The organism is Pseudomonas sp. NMI760_13 (assembly GCF_021283245.1).
GTDB classification, from domain to species: Bacteria; Pseudomonadota; Gammaproteobacteria; order Pseudomonadales; family Pseudomonadaceae; genus Aquipseudomonas; species Aquipseudomonas peradeniyensis.
In genome coordinates this window covers 1-21,437 of record NZ_JAJSRC010000044.1, presented here as the reverse complement: position 1 = coordinate 21,437, position 21,437 = coordinate 1, and the positions used below count along the sequence as shown (strand labels likewise).

The window sequence follows — 21,437 nt, the reverse complement described above, 5'->3', positions numbered from 1 at the left end:
TTCACCTCAAGGTGCCTCTCATGTTGAACGGACTCAACCATCTCACCCTGGCGGTTTCGAACCTGCCAGACAGCATCGTGTTCTATCAGCAGATCTTGGGCTTCAAGCTCGATGCACGTTGGGACCGTGGTGCCTACCTGAGTCTGGGCGACCTTTGGCTGTGCCTGTCGGTCGACCAGGTCGAGGCGGGCGACTTGCAGCGCAACTACACGCACTACGCATTTTCCATCCGCCAGACCGATTTCGCGGCATTTGCCCAGCGCTTGCATGAGCATGCTGTGAGCCTGTGGAAACAGGACAGCAGCGAGGGCGACTCACTGTACTTCCTCGACCCGGACGGCCACCAGCTCGAAGCCCATGTCGGCGATCTGCAGTCGCGGCTGGCTGCCTGTCGGGTCAAACCCTACGCGGGCATGGTGTTCTACGACTGACGCATCCGCGCCATGCACAGCGCATCGACGTACACCCCGTCACGCACGCCGTAATCGCGCAGCCGGCCTTCGGTCTCGAAGCCGAACTTGCGATACAGCGCCAACGCCGGTTCATTGTCGGCGTAGACGGTGAGCTGGACCCGGCGCAGGTTCATCCAGTTGTCGGCAATGTCGAGGATGGCCGTCATCAGCCGCGAGCCGACGCCCTTGCCTTGCCAGGCCTGGGCAACGCCCATGAGCAGCTCGCCCAGGTGCGCCTGGCGGATGCGTGTGCTCTGGTCGAGGCCGATATTGCCGATCACCTGGCCCTTGTGCACCGCCACCAGGCGGACCTGGCGTTCGTGGTAGGCGGCCAGGCGCTCGCGCCAGACTTCGACGGACTGGTAGGGCATCTGCAGCACCTGGCGGCACACGGCCGGTTCATTGTAGAGCGCGGCGATGCCCTGCAAGTGCCGCTCGGCAAACCGTTCGATGACGATGTCGGGCGATGCGTCGGTCACTGTGTTTCCATCCTTTGAAAAACGAGTGGCGCCTGAGTGTACGGGGCGCAGGCCCAGGCTGGCCAGTGGCGATGACCTGGCAAGAAAGCGGATGCGCCGGCGCGCCACGATGGGTACAGTGCAGTGATCGTCGTCCTGCCGGAGCCTGTCATGTCCTGTGCCTTCACCCTCATGCAATCGCCTGTCGGCACCCTGACCCTGGTGGCGCGGGGCGAGCGGCTGGCCGCCGTGCTGTGGGAGCACGAGCGGGAGAACCGGGTGCGCCTGGGCGACCTGCACCGTGATGACCAGCACGGCGTGCTGCGCGAGACTGCCCGCCAGTTGGGCGAGTACTTTGCCGGGCAACGCCAGCGCTTCGAGCTGCAACTGGATTTCGCCGGCACCGAGTTCCAGCGTGAGGTCTGGGCGGCGCTGTTGACCATTCCCTTCGGCCAGACCCGCAGCTATGGAGAGATTGCCCGACAGATCGGCAAGCCCGACGCGGTCCGTGCGGTGGGCGCGGCCAACGGACGCAATCCGATCTCGATCATCGCGCCATGCCACCGGGTGATAGGAGCCTCGGGCAGCCTCACTGGTTTTGCCGGCGGCCTGCCGGCCAAGCAGTTCCTGTTGGCACTGGAAGGGCGGCAGAGCCTGGCGCTGGAGTTCTAGTGTACTGTCTCGGAAATACGTTCTCTTTTGGCGAGTGGCAACGCCGGCCGGGCGCTCAAGACGCCGCCAAAAGTGAACAGCTTATTTCCGAGACAGGACACTAGCTTTCAGCCGAGCCAGAGGCAGAGCAGCGCCAACACGAGGGCCAACATGCTGCCGGCAATCAGGCTGTAGTGGCGGTGGGCGCGGCGGGCGTGGGCTTCGACCTCTCGCAGGTACTGGCCTGGAGGTGGGGCGTCCGGGCGATGGCGAAGGCCTTCGGCGATATCGGCCAGGCGCCCGCGAATCAGGGTGCCCACCAGGTACCAGACGCTGGCATAGCTGGCCAGGATCACCAGCACGTATTTCATATGGCCGATAACCCGGCAGTGCCCGTCTGTGGCGCCGATCGCAGTGTGCAGGTCCTCATGGTGCATCCGTCCTTGGCATGTCGTCGATTGACGAGGATACAATCGACGGGCGCAGACTCCCAGCGCCGATGTGTCGATTTCATGGACGAGACCACAATGACCCATGCCGCAGCCATCCCCGCCGACTCGCTGATCGCCCCCCATGCCGCGCAGGCGGGCTTTCGTCATTGCCGGGCAATCGACCTGGCGGACGATGGGCAGCCCGCCATGGCGCACTTCCTGCGCCTGATGGCGAGCATGCCTGGCTGGATCGACGACATGATGGTGTTGCGCAACCGCCTGGTCGGGCTGTTCGGGCTGAAGAACCTGGGGCGGTTGACTGCCATCGACCCGGCCCGCACCCCGGACAGCTACCAAACCGGAGAGCGGGTGGGCATCTTCACGTTGCTCAGCAACAGCGTGAATGAGGTGCTGCTGGTCGACTGCGATCATCACCTGGACGTGCATATTGCCCTGATGCGCCGCCCCACGGCCCCAGGACGGTGCGAGGTACTGGTCAGCACCGTGGTGCGCACGCACAACTGGCTGGGTCGCCTGTATATGCTGCCGGTGGCGCCGTTCCATCGGCTGATCGCGCCCATCGCCCTGCGCCGGCTGGCGTTGTGACGATCAGGACGGCGGCGCGAAGCGTTGACGGAACCAATCACCAAGCATGGCCTTTTCCGCATACAGCCGGTCGTTGCTGCCCAGACGTCCCGGGCGGCTGAGGTACATCTTGTCGCTTAGGTGTTCCTGGGCTTTGAGCGCGGGTTGCCCGGGCTGCTGTAGGGTGTAGTCGAGGTCGATGCTGGGCCAGGTGACCTCACGCATGAAGCGCACATCGTAGGCCTGGCTGTGCCACGGCTCGAAACGCCCGGCCAGGTCGATGTCGCGGATGTCGATGACCAGTTGCTGGCCAGGCTGCAGGTAGCGCTGGCCGAGCTTCTGCAGGTGCTGGGTGATGGCCTTCATCACCTGCGGGTCGGCGCCCTGGGGGTAGCCGCGGTTGTCGAGGCTGGCATCGCGGAATTTTTCCGGATGGTCGAAACGCACCTCGACCTGCGCGGTCGGGGTGCCCTGTGCCATGCTGTCGAATGCCAGCACCAGCAACAGGGCGCTGGCCAGGATGGTACGCATGATGCACCTCCGGGGTTGGGCGGCTTGCCTGCCTATTTTACGCCGGTGCGGGGCATAAGCAGAGGACTGATGCAATGAGCGCTTTTCGGCGGATGACCGCCAATACCCGCGGGCGTGACCTGGCCGTGGGTGATATTCACGGGCACTTCGAGCGCTTGCAAGTATGCCTCGAAGCTGTCGAATTCGATCCAGCGGTCGACCGCCTGTTCAGCGTCGGCGATCTGGTCGACCGCGGGCCGGCCAGCCCGCAGGCGCTGGAATGGCTGGCCAAGCCCTGGTTCCACGCGGTGCAGGGCAACCACGAGTCGCTGGCGGTCAATCACCTGCGCGGTGGTCGGGTCGACCTGGACATGTACCGGGCGGCCGGCGGCGGCTGGTTCCTCGACCTGCCGAAAACTGAGCAAGCGCGATTCGTCGAGGTGTTCGAGCGGTTGCCGATCGCGTTGCAGGTCGACACACCCGACGGTCCGGTTGGGCTGCTGCACGCCGACAGCCCGTTCGACGACTGGCAGCGCCTATGCGTGAACCTGCAGGCCGGGGATGACCCCGAGGTGCGCGAGGTGTGCCAGTGGTCGCGACGGCGCCTGAAGGAGGGCGACAGCCGGCCGGTGAAGGGCCTGCGGGCCTTGCTGGTCGGGCATACGCCGGTGCTGGAGGTGAAGGTGCTGGGCAATGTCTGGCACCTGGACACCGGCGGCTGGAGCCGTGGCCATTTCAGCCTGCTCGAACTGCGGGGGCTGACGTTGCTCAGCCCAGGGCCAGGTGCATGAGCACGCCGCTGGCGAGCAGGATCAGCATCACCCCCGAGGCGCGTTCCAGCCAGGGCAGGGCGCGGGCGAAGCGGCGCAGCACCCGCTGATTGCCGATGGCCACGGCCACCAGCAGGTCCCAGGCCAGGACGATGGCGAACATCCAGGTGCCGTAGGCCAGCTTGGCCAAGGTGCTGCTGCTGGCGATCATGCTCGCCAGGCTGGCGTAGAACAGCGCGTTCTTCGGGTTGAGGATGCCCGAGGCGAACCCCATGCCCAGGCTGTTCAGCCAGCCTCTGGCGCGCGATGAAGCGTTGGCGCAAGCCCCCGTCAGGCCGCTCTTTCCAGCATGGCGCAGGAACAGTTGCCCGATGTACAGCAGGTAGCCGCAGCCGGCCAGTTGCAAGGCGACGAACAGCGGGCTGCCGTCGCGCAGAAACGACACCCCGGCGAACGCCGCGCCAATGAACACGCCATTGGCCAGGGCGATGCCTGCGCAGGCGCCACTGGCCACCTGCCAACCGGCGCTGGCCGAGGTCCGGGCCACCAGGAAGAAGTCCGGACCCGGGGAGAGCAGGGCGAGGAAGTGGGCGGTGGCGATGAGCAGGAACAGTTGCATGGGCGGGCTTCCAGAACGAGGAAACCGTAGTCTGTGACCGGGCAATAGGGCGGGTATTGAAGATTATTGCAAGGCTGCGCGGTAGGCCCCCGGCGTTACCCCCGCATGCGCCTTGAACACTCGCTGGAAGTGACTCTGGTCGGCAAAGCCCAGGCGATACGCGACTTCAGCCAGCGGCCGGCCCTGGCGCAACAGTTGCCGGGCCTTGTTTATCCGGGCGTTGAGCAGGTAGGCATGGGGTGTCATGCCGGTCGCGATGTTGAAGGCCCGGATCAATTGATAGCGCCCCATGCCCGCCAGCCGTGCCAGGCCATCAAGGCTCAGTTCGGCCAACGCCTGCTCCTCGGCATGGGCCAGCAGGTCGCGCAGTGTCGAAGGCGGCAGGGGCGGCGCGGGTGGCAAGTCCCGATGGATCGAGAAGTCGTTGTCGCCAAGAAAGCTCACCAGTGCCGCCTCTTTCTCGAACGCCGTCGCCCTGGAAAACAGCAGGGTGTTCAGCGCGCAGAACTGCTGGTATAGCGCCGCCGAGCGGCTGATCCGAGCCGCTGAGGCGGGCTGGTCGGCGGCAACGCCCGACTCCAGGCACAGGCAGCGCAGCCAGTCGGCGTCCAGGTGCAGCATCTGGTAGCTCCAGGCCTGCCCAGGTTCGGGATTGCAGGCGTGCACCCGCTGGGCCGGCACGAACACCAGGGTGCCAGGCGTCAGGCGCACCTGTCCGTCGCCAGCCCCGGTGAAGCGGCTCTGGCCGGCATCCACCGCGCCGATGGAAAAGCTTGGGTGGCTGTGGGCCTTGTAGCAGGCGCGGCTGTGGCAGGCGCGTCGGCTCTCGACATAGGGCAAGGCCGGATCGTGCCAGATTTCGCTGCTCGGAAGGGGCATGTCGAGGGAGCCTGGAAATGGACGCAGGGCGCCAGTCTAGCGTCTACCTACTGTTCCGGCCATTTGCCGCGCCGCTGTGCTTGACGCGCACGCCCGCCAGACGCGACGCTGCGACGGTCCCCGCTGGAGAAGAATAATGGACCTGTCGAGCCTGCTGCTGTTCATCCCCGCCTGTTTCGCCCTGAACATGGCGCCGGGCCCCAACAACCTGCTGTCCCTGCACAACGCCAGCCGCTATGGCCTGCGCACCGCCTGCGTGGCCGGCGGCGGGCGCCTGCTCGCCTTCAGCGGCATGATCGCCCTGGCGGCCATGGGCCTGGCCGTGGTGCTGCACACCAGCGAGTACCTGTTCCTGGCGATCAAGGTGCTGGGCGCGGGCTATCTGTTCTATATCGCCTGGCAGCTGTGGCGGGCGCCGGTCGGCGAGACGGCGGTGGCTGGCGAGCAGCCGCGCGGCACCTGGAAACTGGCGCGCCAGGAGTTCTGGGTGGCGGCGGGCAACCCCAAGGCCATTCTGATCTTCACCGCCTTCCTGCCGCAGTTCGTCTCGATGGGCAGCGCCACGCCGGTGAGCGAACAGTTCCTGCAACTGGGCGTGCTGTTCCTGCTGCTGGAGTGGGCGGCCATCGCCATCTACGCGGGGCTTGGCGCCTACCTGCAGCGCTGGTTCGAGCGGCCCGGGCCACGGCGGCTGTTCAATCGGATCAGCGCGTCGCTGCTGGGCTGCGCCGGTATCGGCCTGCTCGCCGCACGGCGCTAGAACTGCCAGCGTACGCCCAGGTTCACGCCGCTGGCTTCCTGCTGGCGGCTATCCAGGTTGCTGGTGTATTGCATGCCGCCGTGCAGGCTCAAGGCCCGGTTGACCTGGGCCACCAGGCCGCCTTCGAGTTGCGCCGAGGTGTAACGGTAGTCGGTCTTGATCCTGTCCACGCCATCGAAGGTCAAGGTGTCGCGACCGCCGTCGCCATGCCACAGGTTTAGTTGTGCGTAAGGTTGTAGCAGGCGATCGCCGCTGGCCTTGAAAGTGCCTTCCAGGCGCACGCCAAGGCGACCGGTCAGTTCCACCTGGGCGTCATGGCTGATGCGTGAGACGCCGTCGCTGGCGCTGTCCAGCGAGGTCTTCTGGGCGATCAGCTGCGCTTGCGGCTCCAGGGTCCAGCGCTCGAACAAGGCAATCGGCAAGCCGGACTCAACCGACGCGCTCCAGGCATGGCCGTCAAGCTCCAGCTTGCCGCCGCGGTCCGAGCGCGCCCGGCCATCGAGGTCGGTGTACTGGACGACCGTGTCGAGGTACCCGCCTTGCGGCGCGACCAGCGTCCAGTAGACGCCGACGCTCTTGCCATCGAGCACCAGGTCGCCGACGCGGCGGTCTTCCACGGCCAGGGCAAAGCCTTTGACGTCGGCGTCCAGCCGGCTGTGGCCGACGTACACACCCATCTGCTGGCGATAATAGCCATTGTCACTGACCGTGGCATAGAGGTCCTGGCCCACCTTGAAGCCCTGCAGGTCGCCATCCAGGCTCGGGCTGACGGTACCGCTCCAGCGCTGGCGCAATGCGCCGCCATAGGCCTGGCCCCAACTGGCCGGCAATGCGCCCTGGCCAGCCAGCAACCGCTGGTCGCCCTGGCGCTGGTGGAAGGTGCCCAGGGCCTGGCGGGCGATGATCGCGGCGCCTCGAGGGGCAGCGGCATACACGGGCACTTCCGGGCGGTACAGCGGCACGCTCTCGCCGGCCACCGGGTCGGGAAGATCGGGTTGACCGGGCGCCGGCGCCGGCACGGGCGGTGTAACGGGAGGCTCACCCGGCGCGGGCGCAGGTGGCGCGACCAGTGTCGAGCGCAGGTACCAGCTGTTCTCGCTGCCCGCAGTCACGCCGCCTTTGAACAGGCGGTAGTCGTAGGCGCCGGCCGAGAGTGTCTGGGTCTGCACGAAGGCGTTGGCGCTGCTGGTGGCACCGTCGCGGGCCTCGACCACCTGGATGCCGTTCTGGGTGGTGGCGGCGCCGGTGCCACCGAGGTTGTTGACGAGCAACCGGGTGCTGCCGGTGATGGCGCCCTGGCTGACCACCAGACGGTCGGAAGCCGCATCGTCCCCAGCCAGCTGGCTGTTGAGGCGCAGGGTGCCGTTGGCGCCTTCGTAGTTGCCTTGGATCGTCAACGTGCCGAGCTTGTTCTGGCCCGTGCCGAGGTCAATGGTGCCGGCATTGCTCACAGTCGCCGGCTGGCCTGTGGCAACGGCAGAGATGATGCCTTGCCGGGAAACGAGGGTGCTGTCGGCATCGATGCTCAATGTGCCACGACCGGTATCCGCATCGCCGAGGCGCAAGGTGTCGGTCAGCTCCAGGTGGCTACCCGCGTTCAGCGCAATCCGCTCCCAGTTCAGGTACTGGCCGCCCCCGGTGCTCCGGCTGGCGTTGAAGGTCAACGTATCGTTGCCTGTGCCGCCGTCGAGCGGGATGGACAGTGCATCCTGCTCCAGGCGCTTGAGCAGGGCCTGATCATCACCAGGCCCAAGGTCAACGCGACCGGCAATACGTCCACCGTCCCAGGTGAACGTGTCGTTGCCCGTGCTAAGCAACACATCACCGCCTATCCGGCCGCCATGCACCAGCACCCGGTCGTCGCCGCCACTGACGCTGATATTGCCACCCACGGCGCCGTTGAAGATCTCCACATAGTCCTTGTCGAAGGCCGTGATGATGTTCCGGTCGATCACGCCGCCGCGCATGATGAAGGTGTTTTTGTCCAGGCGCATGTTGACGTTGCCGATTCGCCCGGCGTCCATTTCGGCATGGTCGCCGCTGTCGAAGGTGCCTTTGATCCAGCCACCGGTCATGCGGAAGGTATCCAGGCCATCGCCCTGGTTGAGGTTGCCCTCGATTACGCCACCGCTGATCTTGAAGTCGTCGATGCCCGAACCCTGGTCGACGTTGCCGCCGACGTTGCCGGAGGCCATGTCGATACGGTCCGCACCGGCGCCGAAGGTCACATCGCCACTGATGAGGCCTGTCCCACCGACTGGCATGCCCAGGCTGTTGTTGCCATTGGTGTCAATCAACGTGGCTGCTGTGCCGCTGTCGCAGATGTACGTATCGTCACCTGCTCCGGCGGTGAAGCTGCAGGCCGCCTGGGCGGTGGGCACGTTCAGCAGGGGCAGGGTGGCGAGAGTCAACAGCAGGCGCGTTCGCATGGGTAGACCTCCATGGTTCCGGGAAGGCCCGCAGCGCATGCAGGCTCAACCCGGTTGTATAGAGGTCTGGGAGAGGGGCACAACTGGCAGAAATGTCAGGTGGCCAGTGGCCGCCGCCTGTCAGTCGCGGTAGAACGTCTGCACCAGGTGATAACCGAACTTGCTCTTGATCGGCCCGTGCACCACGCGCAGGGGCTTCTTGAAGATCACCTGGTCGATGGCGCCGACCAGCTGGCCAGGGCGCACTTCGCCCAGGTCGCCGCCGCGCTTGCCGGACGGGCAGGTGGAGAATTTCTTCGCCAGCACGTCGAAGGCCTCGCCGTTGGCGATGCGCTGCTTGAGCTTTTCGGCTTCGTCAGCGGTCTTGACCAGGATATGGCGGGCTTGGGCTTTCATTGGGGTACCTGTGCTTCAGGACAAAAAGCCGACATTATGCCTGATGTCGGAGAACCTGGGGCAGCGCGGCTGTCGCGGGGGCGTGGGAGCGGGCTTGCCCCGCGAACACCGACGAAGTCGGTGCCAAATCGCGGGGCAAGCCCGCTCCCACGAGGTTCTCCAGTTACCTTAATTCCGCACGGTCGCGGAACTGTTCCAGCGCCTCGGGGTTGGCCAGGGCATCGGTGTTCTTCACCGGCAGGCCATGCACCACATTGCGGATCGCCAGTTCCACCAGCTTGCCGCTGAGGGTGCGCGGGATGTCGTCGACCTGGGCGATTACCGCCGGCACATGGCGCGGCGTGGTGTACTGGCGGATCACCTGGCGGATACGCTGGCGCAGGGCATCGTCCAGTTGCAGGCCGTCGCGCAGGCGCACGAACAGCACCACGCGCACGTCGCCGTGCCAGTCCTGGCCGATGGCCACGCTCTCCAGCACCTCCTCGACCTTTTCCACCTGGCGATAGATCTCCGCGGTGCCGATGCGCACGCCGCCGGGGTTGAGCACGGCGTCGGAACGGCCGTGGATCACCAGGCCACCGCCGGGTATCTGCTCGGCATAGTCGCCCTGGCACCAGATGCCCTCGAACTGGCTGAAATACGCCTCATGGTAGCGGCTGCCATCGTCGTCGCCCCAGAAGCCAAGCGGCATCGAAGGGAAGGGCTGGGTACAGACCAGCTCGCCTTTCTCGCCAGTAATCGACTGTCGCTGTTCGTTCCAAACATCCACCGCCATGCCCAGGCCCTTGCCGGCGATTTCCCCACGGCGCACCGGCAGCAGCGGGTTGCCGAGCACGAAGCAGGCGACGATATCGGTGCCACCGGACATGGACGCCAGGCACACGTCGGGCTTCACCTTGGCATAGACATAGTCGTAGCTGTGCGGTGACAGGGGCGAGCCGGTGGAGAGAATCAGCCGCAGGCTGTCGAGGCGGTGGGACTTGGCCGGTTCGACACCGGCCTGTTCCAGGGCGGCAAGGTATTTGGCGCTGGTGCCGAAGGCGTGGATCCCTTCGGCGTCGATCAGGTCGAGCAGGCGCGCGGGGCCTGGGTGGAACGGCGAGCCGTCGTACAGCAGCAGGGTGGCGCCGACCGCCAGGCCGCTGGCCAGCCAGTTCCACATCATCCAGCCGCAAGTGGTGTAGTAGAACAGCACGTCGTCGGCCTTGAGGTCGTTGTGCAGGCCATGTTCCTTGAGGTGTTGCAGCAGCACGCCGCCGGCACGGTGGACGATGCACTTGGGCACGCCGGTGGTGCCGCTGGAGTACAGGATATAGAGCGGATGATCGAAGGGTAGCGCGGTGAAGATCGGCGTCCCGCCGGGCGTGAAGTAATCGGCCCACAGGCTCGTCGGCGCGCCGATGAACTCATCGGCGCGGGTCTGCGGTCGGGTATGCGGCACCACCAGCAACTGCTTGACGCTTGGTAGCTGGGCCACGACCTGGTTGATTTTCTCCACCTGGTCGATGACCTTCCCGGCATATTGATAACCGGCGCAGGCCACCAGCAGCCTGGGCGCGATCTGGCCGAAACGGTCGATGATGCCGTGGCTGCCGAACTCCGGTGAACAGCTGGACCAGACCGCGCCGAGGCTGGTGGCGGCGAGCATGGCCACCAGGGTTTCCCAGGTATTGGGCATTACCGCGGCGATACGGTCGCCGGGCTGGATGCCAGCCTGCCTGAAGGCCTGTTGCAGTCCGGCGACCTGGCCGGCCAGCTGGTTGTGGGTGAGGCGGTGGCGAGTGCCGTCCTCGCGCACGGCCACCACGGCGGGACGGTCGTCGCGGCGTTGCAGCAGATGCTCGGCGACGTTCAGGGTGGCGCCGCGGAACCAGCGAGCGTCGGCCATGTGCTCGCCTTCCTCGAGGATGCTCGTCGGTGGCGTGTGCCAGCGCACATGGAAGTACTCGGCCAGGGCCTGCCAGAACTGCGGGCGCTGCTCGATGCTCCAGCGGTGCAGGGCGGCGTAGCTGTCGAGCTGGAGATTGAAGCGCCGGTTGACGCGGCGGCGGAAGGCTTCCATCCGGCTCGCTTCGATGCGGGAGGTGGAGGGGCGCCAGAGTACGTCGTTCATGCCGGGACCCTCGGTGATTGCTGATCCACTCGCCTCTTCAGGGCTTGCGCTCCCCCTGTAGGAGCGGCCTTGTGCCGCGAAAGGGCTGCATCGCAGCCCCCCAACCATTGGTGTCACATCATCGATCGCCGGGGCCGCTTTGCGGCCCTTTCGCGGCGCAAGGCCGCTCCTACACACAGAGAATGCGCAACCCCGACCATCATTCTAGACGCTTACTGGGCCAGCCAGCCGCCATCGACGTTCCAGGCGGCACCACGCACCTGGCTGCCGGCCTCGCTGCACAGGAACAACACCAGCGCGCCGAGATGCCGGGGCGTGACGAAGGCCAGCGAAGGCTGCTTCTCGGCCAGCAGGTCGTGCTGCGCCTGCTGCGCGTCGCCACCGTTGGCGGCGCGGTCGTCGATCTGCTTCTGCACCAGCGGGGTCAGCACCCAGCCCGGGCAGATGGCGTTGCAGGTGACGTTGCTGGTGGCAGTCTCCAGGCCGATGACCTTGGTCAGGCCGACCACGCCATGCTTGGCGGCGACGTAGGCGGCCTTGCCGGTGGAGCCCACCAGGCCGTGCACCGAGGCGATGTTGACGATTCGCCCCCAGCCCCGCGCGCGCATGCCTGGTAGCACCAGACGGCTGCCGTGGAACACCGCCGACAGGTTCAGCGCGATGATCTTGTCCCAGGCCTCCACCGGAAACTGTTCGACCGGTGCCACATGCTGGATGCCGGCGTTGTTGACCAGGATATCGACCGCGCCGAACTCGCGCCCGGCCATGGCGAACATCTGTTCGATCTGCGCGATGTCGGACAGGTCGGCGGGGTGGTGGGCCACCTTGACCCCGTGCTGCCTGATCTCGGCAATGGCGGCCGCCGGGTCGCCAAAGCCGTTGAGCAGGATGTCGGCGCCGGCCTCGGCCAGCACCTGGGCTACTCCTAAGCCGATGCCGCTGGTGGAACCGGTGACCAATGCGGTCTTGCCTTTGAGCGTCATGCCGTTCTCCTTCATACGATGCCGGTAGCGTAGAACGTGGTGATGACCACGAACACGGCCAGGGTCTTGATCAGGGTAATACCGAAGATGTCCTTGTAGGCCTCGCGGTGGGTCAGCCCGGTAACCGCCAGCAGGGTGATCACCGCGCCGTTGTGCGGCAGGGTGTCCATGCCGCCGCTGGCCATGGCGGCGACCCGGTGCAGCACCTCCAGCGGGATGTTCGCCGCGTTGGCGGCGGCGATGAAACTGTCGCTCATGGCCGCCAGGGCGATGCTCATGCCGCCGGAGGCGGAGCCGGTGATGCCGGCCAGCAGGGTGACGGTGATGGCTTCGTTGACCAGCGGATTAGGGATGCCGCGCAGGGCGTCGGCCAGGACCAGGAAGCCCGGCAGCGAGGCGATCACCGCGCCGAAACCGTATTCCGAGGCGGTGTTCATCGCCGCCAGCAGGGCGCCGCTCACCGCGCTCCTGGTGCCTTCGGCCAGGCGCTGGCGAATGGTGCCGAAGGCGCACACCAGCACCATCAGGATGCCCACCAGCAGGGCCGCCTGCACCGCCCAGATCGCCGTGAGCTTGGCCACGTCGCTGTGCACCGGCGTGGCCATGCCTGGCAGTTGCAGGGTATGACTGGTCCCGTACCACTGCGGAATCCAGTGGGTGAACAGCAGGTTCATCACCCCCACCAGCAGCAGTGGCGCCAGCGCCAGCCAGGGGTTGGGCAGGGCGATATCATCGGCGGTTTCCGGCTCGTTGCGCAGGTTGCTGCCGTAGCCTTCGCCTTTGCGCTGGGCCTTGTTGCGCTGGCGTTGCAGGTAGAGCATGCCGGCGCAGAACACGAACAGCGTGCCGATCAGCCCCAGCCAGGGCGCGGCCCAGGCGGTGGTGTTGAAGAAGGTGCTGGGAATGATGTTCTGGATCTGCGGGGTGCCGGGCAGGGCGTCCATGGTGAAGGAAAACGCACCCAGGGCGATGGTCGCCGGGATCAGCCGTTTGGGGATGTTGCTCTGGCGGAACATCTCGGCGGCGAACGGGTACACCGCGAACACCACCACGAACAGCGACACGCCGCCGTAGGTGAGCAGGGCGCAGACCAGCACGATCACCAGCATGGCCTGGCGGGTGCCAAGCAGGCGGATGGCGGCAGCGACGATCGAGCGCGAGAAGCCCGACAGTTCGATCAGCTTGCCGAACACGGCGCCGAGCAGGAACACCGGGAAGTACAGCTTGATGAAGCCGACCATTTTCTCCATGAACACCCCGGTGAAGGCCGGGGCCACGGCGGCAGGGTCGGTGAGCAGCACGGCGCCGAGGGCGGCGATGGGGGCGAAGAGGATCACGCTGTAGCCGCGGTAGGCGGCGAGCATCAGCAGGGCCAGGGCAGCGAGGGCGATGAGCACGGTCATCGAGGGGGATCTCCAGGGTGTTGTTTTTATGGTTGCCGGGGAGATAGCGGGAATCGTGCCATGCTTCTAACTAATTGATTTTATTGAATAAATGTTCTTTTGCTGATTTTTTTGTCTCTGTTTAGAGATGCATATGGGCTGAAGGCCATCGCGGGACAAGCCCGCTCCTACAGGGGGCGGTGTATTTGCGAGTATCACCAATCCCTGTAGGAGCGGGCTTGCCCCGCGATCGAGGGCGAAGCCCTCGCAACAGTCTCTATTATGAAACTTAAATCTCTTTATTGAGACAATATCCCCAGCACCACCATTTTCTTGTACAGCGTCGAGCGCCCCAATCCCAATGCCTTTGCCGCCTCCGGCACATTCCCGCCACTGCGTGCCAAGGCCTGCACAATCAGCCCGCGTTCAAACTGCGCGCAGGCCTCCCGGTACCCCAATTGCGGCGCTGTCTCGGCCACCGGGCTCAACGGCCCCAATGCACTGACCAAGTCCGACACATTCAAGCGCGGCTGATCCGCCAGCAAGGTCGCCCGTTCCAGCACATTACGCAGTTCTCGGATATTCCCGGGCCAGGCATGCCGCCCCAACAATGCCTGGGCCTCGGCCTCCAGCTCATATTGGCTGCCCAACTCGGCGAGGATCGCCTCGCACAGCGCCGGCAGGTCTTCCAGGCGTTCGCGCAGCGGTGGCACCTGCACCGGCAGCACGTTCAGCCGGTAGTACAGGTCGGCACGAAACGCCCCCCGGGCCATGGCCGCCTGCAGGTCGATGGAGGTGGCGGCAATGATCCGCACGTCGCTGCGCAGCATCTGGTTGCTGCCCACCGGCTCGTATTCCTTCTCCTGCAGCACACGCAACAATTTGCTCTGCAGGGCCAGGGGCATGTCGCCGATCTCGTCGAGGAACAAGGTGCCGCCTTCGGCCAGTTGCAGCTTGCCGCTGCGGCCCTTGCGGTCGGCGCCGGTGAAGGCGCCGGGGGCGGTGCCGAAGAACTCGGCCTCCAGCAACGCTTCGGGGATCGCCGCGCTGTTGATGCTGACAAACGCCTTGTGCGCCCGCGCCGAGGCGGCATGGATGGCGTGGGCCAGCAGCTCCTTGCCGGTGCCGGTCTCGCCGAGCAGCAGCACCGGCGAGTCGCTGGTCGCGCCGCGGCGGGCGCGGCGCTTGGCCTCTAGGCAGGCAGGGCTGCTGCCGACGAACTGGGCGAAGCTGTAGCGGGCCTGGCGCGCACGCAGCTGCGAGCGGGTCGAGGCCAGTTCCTGCTGCATGCTGGCATAGCGCTTGAGCAGCGGCGACAGGCTGCGCAGTTCGTCGAACAGGGCAAAGCCGATGGCACCGATCAGCGCGCCCTGGCCGTCGTGGATCGGCAGGCGCATCACCACCAGCGGCTCGTTCGGCGTGTCGAGCATGTCCAGCAGGATCGGCTTGCCGTTGCTCACCACCTCGCGCATCAGGCTGCCGGGGATCACCGCCTCGCAGGGCTGGCCGATAGCGCTGGCGGCATCCTGCAGGCCGAAACGGCGGGCATAGCGCTCGTTCATCCAGACGATGCGCGCCTGGCGGTCGACGATCACCGTGCCTTCGCTGGATTGCTCGATGATCTCGAACAGCGAGCGGATGGCCAGTTGGCGGACCTGGGGGTAGTCCTTGAGGTTGTCGTGCATGGAAGGGATACCCGTAATCGAAATATATGCCGAACGTGTAGGAGCGGCCTTGTGCCGCGATAGGGCCGCAAAGCGGCCCCAGCGATCTTTGCGTCGCCACTGAAATCCCGGGGCCGCTCTGCGGCCCTTTCCGGCCGGTCCGACGCCTCGGCAAGGCCGCTCCTACATGCGAGGATCAAACGCCTCGCGCAGCGCATCGCCGATGAATACCAGCAACGACAGGATCAACGCCAGGGCAAAGAATGCGGTAAAGCCCAGCCAAGGCGCCTCGAGGTGCTGTTTGCCCTGGGTCACCAGCTCGCCCAGCGAGGCGCTGCCGGCGGGCATGCCGAAGCCGAGAAAATCCAGCGCGGTGAGGGTGGTGATCGCCCCGGTGAGCATGAACGGCACATAGGTCAGGGTCGCGTTCAGGGCATTGGGCAGGATATGCCGCAGCATCACCTGGGTGTCTGAAAGCCCCAGCGCCCGTGCCGCCTTGACGTACTCCAGGTTGCGCCCGCGGAGGAATTCGGCGCGCACCACATCGACCAGGGCCAGCCAGGAGAACAGCGCCATGATCCCCAGCAACCACCAGAAGTCCGGCTCGACGAACCCCGACAGGATGATCAGCAGGTACAGCACCGGCAACCCCGACCACACCTCCAGCAGGCGCTGGCCGAGCAGATCGACCCAGCCGCCGTGGTAGCCCTGCAGGGCGCCGGCGGTAACGCCGATCAGCACGCTGATCAGGGTCAGGGCGAAGGCGAACAACAGCGAGATCCGCGTGCCATACAGCACCCGCGCCAGCACGTCGCGGCCCTGGTCGTCGGTGCCCAGCCAGTTGCTCGCGCTGGGCGGGCTGGGGGTGGGCACCTGCAGGTCGTAGTTGGGGGTATCGGCGCTGAACGGGATCGGCGCGAACAGCATCCAGCCGCCCTGGCCCTCGATCAGTTGGCGCACGTACTGGCTGCGGTAGTCAGGCTGGAACGGCAGCTGCCCGCCGAACTGCTGCTCGGTGTAGCGCTTGAGCGCCGGGGTGTACAGCTCACCCTGGTAGCCCAGCAGCAACGGCTTGTCGTTGGCCACCAGCTCCGCGCCCAGGCTCAGCAGCAAGAGCCCGGCGAACAACCACAGCGAGATCCAGCCACGGCGATTGTCGCGAAAACGCCGCAGACGCCGCCGGGCGATGGGCGAAAACATCAGCGGCCCCTCGCGTCGAAATCGATGCGCGGGTCGAGCACCGTGTAGCACAGGTCGCCCAGCAGGCGGATCAGCAGCCCGGCCAGGGTGAAGATGAACAACGTGCCGAACACCACCGGGTAATCCCGCGATACCGCCGCCTCGTAGCTCATGCGCCCGAGGCCGTCGAGGGAGAAGATCACCTCGATCAACAGGGAACCTGCGAAGAACACCGTGATCAGCGCCTGGGGCAGGCCGGCCACCACCAGCAGCATGGCGTTGCGCAGCACATGGCCGTACAGCACCCGGCGCTCGCTCAGGCCCTTGGCCCGGGCGGTGACCACGTACTGGCGGGCGATCTCGTCGAGGAAGGCGTTCTTGGTCAGCAGGGTCAGGGTGGCGAAGCCGCCGATCACCAGGGCGCCGACCGGCAGCACCAGGTGCCAGAAGTAGTCGGCGACCTTGCCCAGCAGGCTGAGCTGGTCGAAGTCCTCCGAGACCAGGCCGCGCACCGGGAACCAGTTGAGCGAGGTGCCGCCGGCGAACAACACGATCAACAGCAGGGCGAACAGGAACGAGGGCAGGGCGTAGCCGATCACGATCAACGCGCTGCTCCAGGCGTCGAAACGGCTGCCATGGCGTACCGCCTTGCGGATGCCCAGCGGGATCGACACCAGGTAGGTGATCAGCGTGGCCCAGAAGCCCAGCGACAGGGTCACCGGCAGCTTCTGCACGATCAGCTCGGTGACCGTGGCGCCGCGGAAGAAGCTCTGGCCGAAATCCAGCCGTGCGTACTGGCCGAGCATCAGCCACAGCCGTTCGGGCGCGGACTTGTCGAAACCGTACTGGCGCTTGATCTCCTCGATCAGCTTCGGGTCCAGGCCGCGGGTGGCCCGGGACTCGCCTTGCACTGCCTCGACCCGGGCGCCCGGCGCGCCGCCGCCGATGCCCTGCAGGCGCGCCACGGCCTGTTCCACCGGCCCGCCGGGCGCGGCCTGGACGATGGCGAAGTTCACCAGCAGGATCGCCAGCAAGGTGGGGATGATCAGCAGCAGGCGGCGCAGGATGTAGGTGGTCATGGCGCGCTCCGCAGCCGTTCGGCCATCTGCGAGTTGGTCAGTGCCCGGGGGCTGACTTCCCACCAGGTGTCCAGGCCCTCGTCATAGGCCGGCTGTACCTTGGGCAGGCCGAAGCGGTTCCACCACACTGTCGAGCTGCCCGGCGGGTAGTAGTTGGGAATCCAGTAGTAGTTCCATTGCAGCACCCGGTCCAGGGCGCGGGCGTGGCGCAGCATGTCGGCCTGGCTGGTGGCGCGCACCAGGCCGTCGAGCAGGCGGTCCACCGCCGGGTCCTTGAGCACCATCAGGTTGTTCGAGCCCGGATCGTTGGCCGCGGCGGAACCGAAGTAGTTGTACTGCTCGCTGCCCGGGGACAGGGTCACCGGGTAGCCGGTGACGATCATGTCGTAGTCGCGGGCCATCACCCGGTTGACGTACTGGGCGGAGTCGACGTTGCGGATGTTCAGCTCGACGCCGATCTGTGCGAGGTTGCGCTTCCACGGCAGCAGCAGGCGCTCCAGGCCCGACTGGCCATTGAGGAAGGTGAAGCTCAGCGGCTGGCCCTGGGCGTTGACCAGCCGATCGCCCTGGGGATGCCAGCCGGCGTCCTGCAGCAAGGCCAGGGCCTGCAGTTGCTGCTGGCGGATGATGCCGGAGCCGTCGGTGACCGGCGCGCTGAACACCCGGCTGAACACTTCGTCCGGCACTTGGCTGCGCAGTGGCTCGAGCAGCTTGAGCTCCTCGGCGTCGGGCAGGGCGCGGGCGGCCAGAGGCGTATTGGAGTAGAGGCTCTGCTGGCGGATGTACATGTTGCGCATCATCTGCCGGTTGCTCCACTCGAAGTCCCAGAGCATGCCAAGGGCCTGGCGCACGCGGCGGTCCTTGAATTGCGGCTTGTCCAGGTTGAACACGAAGCCCTGGGCGATCTGCGGCTTGGCCGGGGCGAGGTGGGCGCGTTGTAGGCGCCCGTCATCCAGAGGCGCACCCTTGTAGCCGAGGGTGTAGGCGGTAGCGGAGTACTCGCGGTTGTAGTCGTAGCCCCCGCCCTTAAGTACCTGGCGGGCCACTTCGGTGTCGCCGAAGAATTCGACGCCGATACGCGCGAAGTTGTACAGCCCGCGGGTGACCGGCAGGTCCCGGGCCCACCAGCTCGCATCGCGCTCGAAGGTAATGCTGCGGCCGTTATCGATCCTGCCGATGCGGTACGGACCGCTACCCACTGGCTTGTCGAAACCGGCACCGTTGGCGAAGTCGCGTTGCTGCCAGTCGTGCTCGGGCAGCACCGGCAGGCCGGCCAGTTCAAGGGCCAGGGTACGGCCATGGGGTTGCTTGAAGTCGAAGCGCACCTGGCGCGGGCCTTCGACCGCCACCGCGGCGACATCGGCGAACTGGGTGCGAAACTTGAGGCTGCCCTGGTTCATCAGCAATTCGTAACTGAAGCGTACGTCCTCGGCCCGTACCGGCTTGCCGTCGGCGAAGGTGGCGCGGGGGTCGAGGTAGAAGCGCAGCCAGGCGTCGTCGGGGCCGCGTTCCATGCGCTGGGCGATCAGGCCATAGACGGTGTAGGGTTCATCGAGTGAGCGCACGGCCAGCGGTGCGTACAGCCAGCCATCGACCTGGCTGACGCCGATGCCTTTGTCGATGTAGGGCAGGATATGGTCGAAATTGCCGATCTCGATGGCCGAGCGGCGCAGGCTGCCGCCCTTGGGGGCGTCGGGGTTGACGTAGTCGAAATGGCGGAAGTTCGCAGGGTAGCGCGGGGCTTCGGCGTAGACGGTGAGGGCGTGGGTGGGGGCGGCGTGGGCTAACGAGAGCGAGCACCACAGGATCATGCAACACAGCACCTGTGGGAGCGGGTTTACCCGCGAATGCGTCAGCTCAGGCAACGATGTTGCATGTACGGGCGCATTCGCGGGTAAACCCGCTCCCACAGGGGACATCATCGCCTGCGATGACTTAGTCCTGACGGCTGGTCACTTCCAGCAGGTGGTAGCCGAACTGGGTCTTCACCGGACCCTGGACGACATTCAGCGGCGCGCTGAAGACCACGGTGTCGAATTCCTTGACCATCTGGCCCGGGCCGAACGAGCCCAGGTCGCCGCCTTGGCGGCTGGACGGGCAGGTGGAGTTGGCCTTGGCGACTTCGGCGAAGTCGGCGCCGGCTTCGATCTGCGCTTTGAGTTCGTTGCACTTCTCTTCGCTGGCAACCAGGATGTGGCGGGCGGTGGCTCGGGCCATGGGTACTGCTCCTTGGGATCAAAAAGGCAAGCCTAGCGCACTTGTTCGTGCCGTGTCTCGCAAGGCTTGCCATGCAGGCTTACAGGCGTGCGGCAGCCTCGCGCAGCAGGGCCTCGGTCGCGTCCCAGCCCAGGCAGCCGTCGGTGATCGACACGCCGTACTTCAGCGCGCCTTTGCCCAGGGCCTGGCAACCATCGAACAGGTGACCTTCGAGCATCACCCCGACCAGCGAACGGTCGCCGGCCAGGCGCTGGGCCAGCACATCTTCGAACACCGCCGGCTGGCGCGCCGGGTCCTTGCCGCTGTTGGCGTGGCTGCAGTCGACCATGATCCGTGGCGCCAGACCTGCCTTGGCCAGCCCCTGGCGGGCCAGGGCGATGCTCTGGGCGTCGTAGTTAGGACCCTTGTGCCCGCCACGCAGCACCAGGTGGGTGTCGGGGTTGCCCAGGGTCTCGATGATCGCCGGGTGGCCCTGGGCGTCCATGCCGAAGTGGCGGTGCGGGTGGGCGGCGCTGCGCATGGCGTCGCAGGCGATGCCGATACCGCCGTCGGTGCCGTTCTTGAAGCCGACCGGCAGCTCCAGGCCGCTGACCATCTCGCGGTGGATCTGCGATTCGGTGGTGCGTGCGCCGATGGCGGCCCAGCCCAGCAGGTCGTCGAAGTAGCCGGCGGCCATCGGCTGCAGCAACTCGGTGGCGATCGGCAGGCCGCGTTCGAGCATGCCCAGCATCAGGCCGCGGGACAGGGCGATGCCGGCGTGCATGTCGTCGCTGCCGTCAAGGTGCGGATCGTAGGCCAGGCCTTTCCAACCCACGGTGGTGCGCGGCTTCTCTACGTAGGCGCGCATCACCAGCAGCAGCTTGTCGTCGACTTCGCGGCTGAGCGCGGCCAGGCGGTCGGCGTATTCGAGGGCCGAGCGCGGGTCATGGATCGAGCAGGGGCCGACCACCACCAGCAGACGTTCGTCGCGGCCTTCGAGGATGGCCCGGATCGCCTGGCGGTGCGCGTGGACTTGCTGGGTGAGTTCGCTGGACAGCGGCATCTGCTGCTTGAGCAGGTGCGGGCTGGGCAGGCGCTGGCTGACGGTGGTGTTGGCAGCGTGCGGCTGGGTCAGGGGCAGGGCGAGGTTCGAGGCTTGCATGGCGTTTTTTCCCTGGGCGGACGGCGGGTTCTGGCCCGCGTCGTCGGCCCTATCGAGGTGTTCGACTGATCGTCAAATGGGGTGTCTGTGCGGCATTGCCACCGGAAATCGACCGAACGGAGGCGGCAGGCTGGCCCGAACGGAACTGGCTAAATCGCCATGCATAGGTGCGGTAGTAGGTGGTGTAGTTCATGACGCTGTCCTCAAGGTAATCGGTGTGTTTCGTGGGCCCGGAAAAGCAAAACCCCCGGTCGGGGAGCCGACCGGGGGTTTGAGTATTCTCATGTTCGGCGGCCCCTCGAAGGTGGGCGCCGGATGGGTCATCGGCGCCTAGTGGCTAAACCAATACCCAAAATAAAAGCTGGCAACGGCGTTACGACCGGCAACGGCCAGCACGCGGTGCGCGGAGCGACCGGTGTGGTTGGCGTGGTTGCGGGTTTGTTTCGACATGTTGCTCTCCAGTGATTGAGGCCGAGCTTACTGCACCTTTGCGCGGGTGTTCAATCACTAAATGCTATTGATTCGATTGCGTGGGAGCGGCACACAGGTACCACGCCAACCTGTAGGAGCGGCCTTGTGCCGCGAAAGGGCTGCGTAGCGGCCCCGGGATTTCAGCGTTGTTGCAAAGAACGCCGGGGCTGCGGTGCAGCCCTTTCGCGGCACAAGGTGAACTGGCCTAATGATTTTGGACACCTTCATCGGGCGCTATGATGGCGCCCAATTGGAGGCAAAATCAGTG

Annotated in this window: 22 protein-coding genes; 5 read left to right on the top strand and 17 right to left on the bottom strand. The window is 66.1% G+C overall.

Annotated features, from left to right (window positions below; translation table 11 throughout):
* Positions 1-20: 20 nt before the first annotated feature.
* On the top strand, positions 21-431 hold the full coding sequence (fos, locus tag LU671_RS27780; RefSeq protein WP_203646610.1) for a fosfomycin resistance glutathione transferase: 411 nt from the start codon (positions 21-23) through the stop codon (positions 429-431).
* Here fos and LU671_RS27775 read toward each other — a convergent pair.
* Positions 422-931: a GNAT family N-acetyltransferase gene (locus LU671_RS27775; RefSeq protein ID WP_232857653.1), complete on the bottom strand. Its 510-nt coding sequence runs from the start codon at positions 929-931 to the stop codon at positions 422-424. The genes fos and LU671_RS27775 overlap by 10 nt on opposite strands.
* A 150-nt stretch (positions 932-1,081) precedes the next feature.
* Between LU671_RS27775 and LU671_RS27770 the strand changes: the two genes are divergently transcribed.
* Positions 1,082-1,582 (top strand): methylated-DNA--[protein]-cysteine S-methyltransferase, encoded by a 501-nt coding sequence (locus tag LU671_RS27770; RefSeq protein ID WP_232857651.1) that lies wholly within the window; start codon positions 1,082-1,084, stop codon positions 1,580-1,582.
* A gap of 107 nt (positions 1,583-1,689) precedes the next feature.
* Here the strand turns inward: LU671_RS27770 and LU671_RS27765 are convergent, their stop codons facing one another.
* Entirely contained in the window at positions 1,690-1,932 is a 243-nt protein-coding gene (locus LU671_RS27765) for a hypothetical protein (protein WP_232857649.1), read from the bottom strand.
* Positions 1,933-2,073: 141 nt separating this feature from the next.
* Between LU671_RS27765 and LU671_RS27760 the strand changes: the two genes are divergently transcribed.
* The gene (locus LU671_RS27760; RefSeq protein ID WP_232857647.1) at positions 2,074-2,598 is read left to right on the top strand and encodes a DUF2867 domain-containing protein; all 525 of its coding nucleotides are present in this window, start codon (positions 2,074-2,076) and stop codon (positions 2,596-2,598) included.
* 3 nt (positions 2,599-2,601) lie between these two features.
* On the opposite strand, the gene LU671_RS27755 is transcribed toward LU671_RS27760, so the two are convergent.
* Positions 2,602-3,108, bottom strand: a complete 507-nt coding sequence (locus LU671_RS27755; RefSeq protein ID WP_232857638.1) for a DUF3016 domain-containing protein — start codon at positions 3,106-3,108, stop codon at positions 2,602-2,604.
* A gap of 74 nt (positions 3,109-3,182) precedes the next feature.
* On the opposite strand from LU671_RS27755, the gene LU671_RS27750 reads away from it, so the two are divergent.
* A complete protein-coding gene (locus LU671_RS27750) occupies positions 3,183-3,878 on the top strand; it encodes a metallophosphoesterase (RefSeq protein WP_232857636.1) in 696 nt (231 codons plus the stop codon).
* On the opposite strand, the gene LU671_RS27745 is transcribed toward LU671_RS27750, so the two are convergent.
* Positions 3,856-4,476, bottom strand: a complete 621-nt coding sequence (locus LU671_RS27745) for a LysE family translocator (RefSeq protein ID WP_232857634.1) — start codon at positions 4,474-4,476, stop codon at positions 3,856-3,858. The two genes, LU671_RS27750 and LU671_RS27745, sit on opposite strands and share 23 nt — an antisense overlap.
* Before the next feature lie 63 nt (positions 4,477-4,539).
* Positions 4,540-5,355, bottom strand: coding sequence for an AraC family transcriptional regulator (locus LU671_RS27740; RefSeq protein ID WP_232857632.1), 816 nt, complete (start codon positions 5,353-5,355; stop codon positions 4,540-4,542).
* 136 nt (positions 5,356-5,491) lie between these two features.
* On the opposite strand from LU671_RS27740, the gene LU671_RS27735 reads away from it, so the two are divergent.
* Positions 5,492-6,115: a LysE family translocator gene (locus LU671_RS27735; RefSeq protein WP_232857624.1), complete on the top strand. Its 624-nt coding sequence runs from the start codon at positions 5,492-5,494 to the stop codon at positions 6,113-6,115.
* On the opposite strand, the gene LU671_RS27730 is transcribed toward LU671_RS27735, so the two are convergent.
* The 12 genes from LU671_RS27730 to LU671_RS27675 all read right to left on the bottom strand — a co-directional run bounded on the left by LU671_RS27730 (position 6,112) and on the right by LU671_RS27675 (position 20,891).
* Positions 6,112-8,544 (bottom strand): autotransporter family protein, encoded by a 2,433-nt coding sequence (locus LU671_RS27730; protein ID WP_232857622.1) that lies wholly within the window; start codon positions 8,542-8,544, stop codon positions 6,112-6,114. The genes LU671_RS27735 and LU671_RS27730 overlap by 4 nt on opposite strands.
* Positions 8,545-8,664: 120 nt before the next feature.
* On the bottom strand, positions 8,665-8,940 hold the full coding sequence (locus LU671_RS27725; protein WP_008095636.1) for a peptidylprolyl isomerase: 276 nt from the start codon (positions 8,938-8,940) through the stop codon (positions 8,665-8,667).
* A 163-nt stretch (positions 8,941-9,103) separates the two neighbouring features.
* Entirely contained in the window at positions 9,104-11,053 is a 1,950-nt protein-coding gene (locus tag LU671_RS27720) for an acetoacetate--CoA ligase (protein ID WP_232857621.1), read from the bottom strand.
* 212 nt (positions 11,054-11,265) lie between these two features.
* Complete coding sequence (gene hbdH / locus LU671_RS27715) at positions 11,266-12,036, bottom strand: 3-hydroxybutyrate dehydrogenase (RefSeq protein ID WP_232857620.1); 771 nt, start codon at positions 12,034-12,036, stop codon at positions 11,266-11,268.
* Between the two features lie 11 nt (positions 12,037-12,047).
* Positions 12,048-13,439: a GntP family permease gene (locus LU671_RS27710; protein ID WP_232857619.1), complete on the bottom strand. Its 1,392-nt coding sequence runs from the start codon at positions 13,437-13,439 to the stop codon at positions 12,048-12,050.
* A gap of 278 nt (positions 13,440-13,717) precedes the next feature.
* Positions 13,718-15,103, bottom strand: a complete 1,386-nt coding sequence (locus LU671_RS27705; protein WP_232857617.1) for a sigma-54 interaction domain-containing protein — start codon at positions 15,101-15,103, stop codon at positions 13,718-13,720.
* A gap of 162 nt (positions 15,104-15,265) precedes the next feature.
* A complete protein-coding gene (locus tag LU671_RS27700; RefSeq protein WP_232857615.1) occupies positions 15,266-16,282 on the bottom strand; it encodes an ABC transporter permease in 1,017 nt (338 codons plus the stop codon).
* The gene (locus LU671_RS27695; protein WP_028688956.1) at positions 16,282-17,340 is read right to left on the bottom strand and encodes a microcin C ABC transporter permease YejB; all 1,059 of its coding nucleotides are present in this window, start codon (positions 17,338-17,340) and stop codon (positions 16,282-16,284) included. Before LU671_RS27695 ends, LU671_RS27700 begins: the two co-directional genes overlap by 1 nt.
* On the bottom strand, positions 17,337-19,259 hold the full coding sequence (locus LU671_RS27690; RefSeq protein WP_442964155.1) for an extracellular solute-binding protein: 1,923 nt from the start codon (positions 19,257-19,259) through the stop codon (positions 17,337-17,339). The genes LU671_RS27695 and LU671_RS27690 overlap by 4 nt, the downstream gene beginning before the upstream one ends.
* 16 nt (positions 19,260-19,275) lie before the next feature.
* Entirely contained in the window at positions 19,276-19,557 is a 282-nt protein-coding gene (locus LU671_RS27685) for a peptidylprolyl isomerase (RefSeq protein ID WP_232857613.1), read from the bottom strand.
* 79 nt (positions 19,558-19,636) lie between these two features.
* On the bottom strand, positions 19,637-20,698 hold the full coding sequence (locus tag LU671_RS27680) for a 3-deoxy-7-phosphoheptulonate synthase (protein WP_232857611.1): 1,062 nt from the start codon (positions 20,696-20,698) through the stop codon (positions 19,637-19,639).
* Between the two features lie 49 nt (positions 20,699-20,747).
* Positions 20,748-20,891 (bottom strand): hypothetical protein, encoded by a 144-nt coding sequence (locus LU671_RS27675; RefSeq protein WP_181427902.1) that lies wholly within the window; start codon positions 20,889-20,891, stop codon positions 20,748-20,750.
* Positions 20,892-21,437 lie beyond the last annotated feature (546 nt).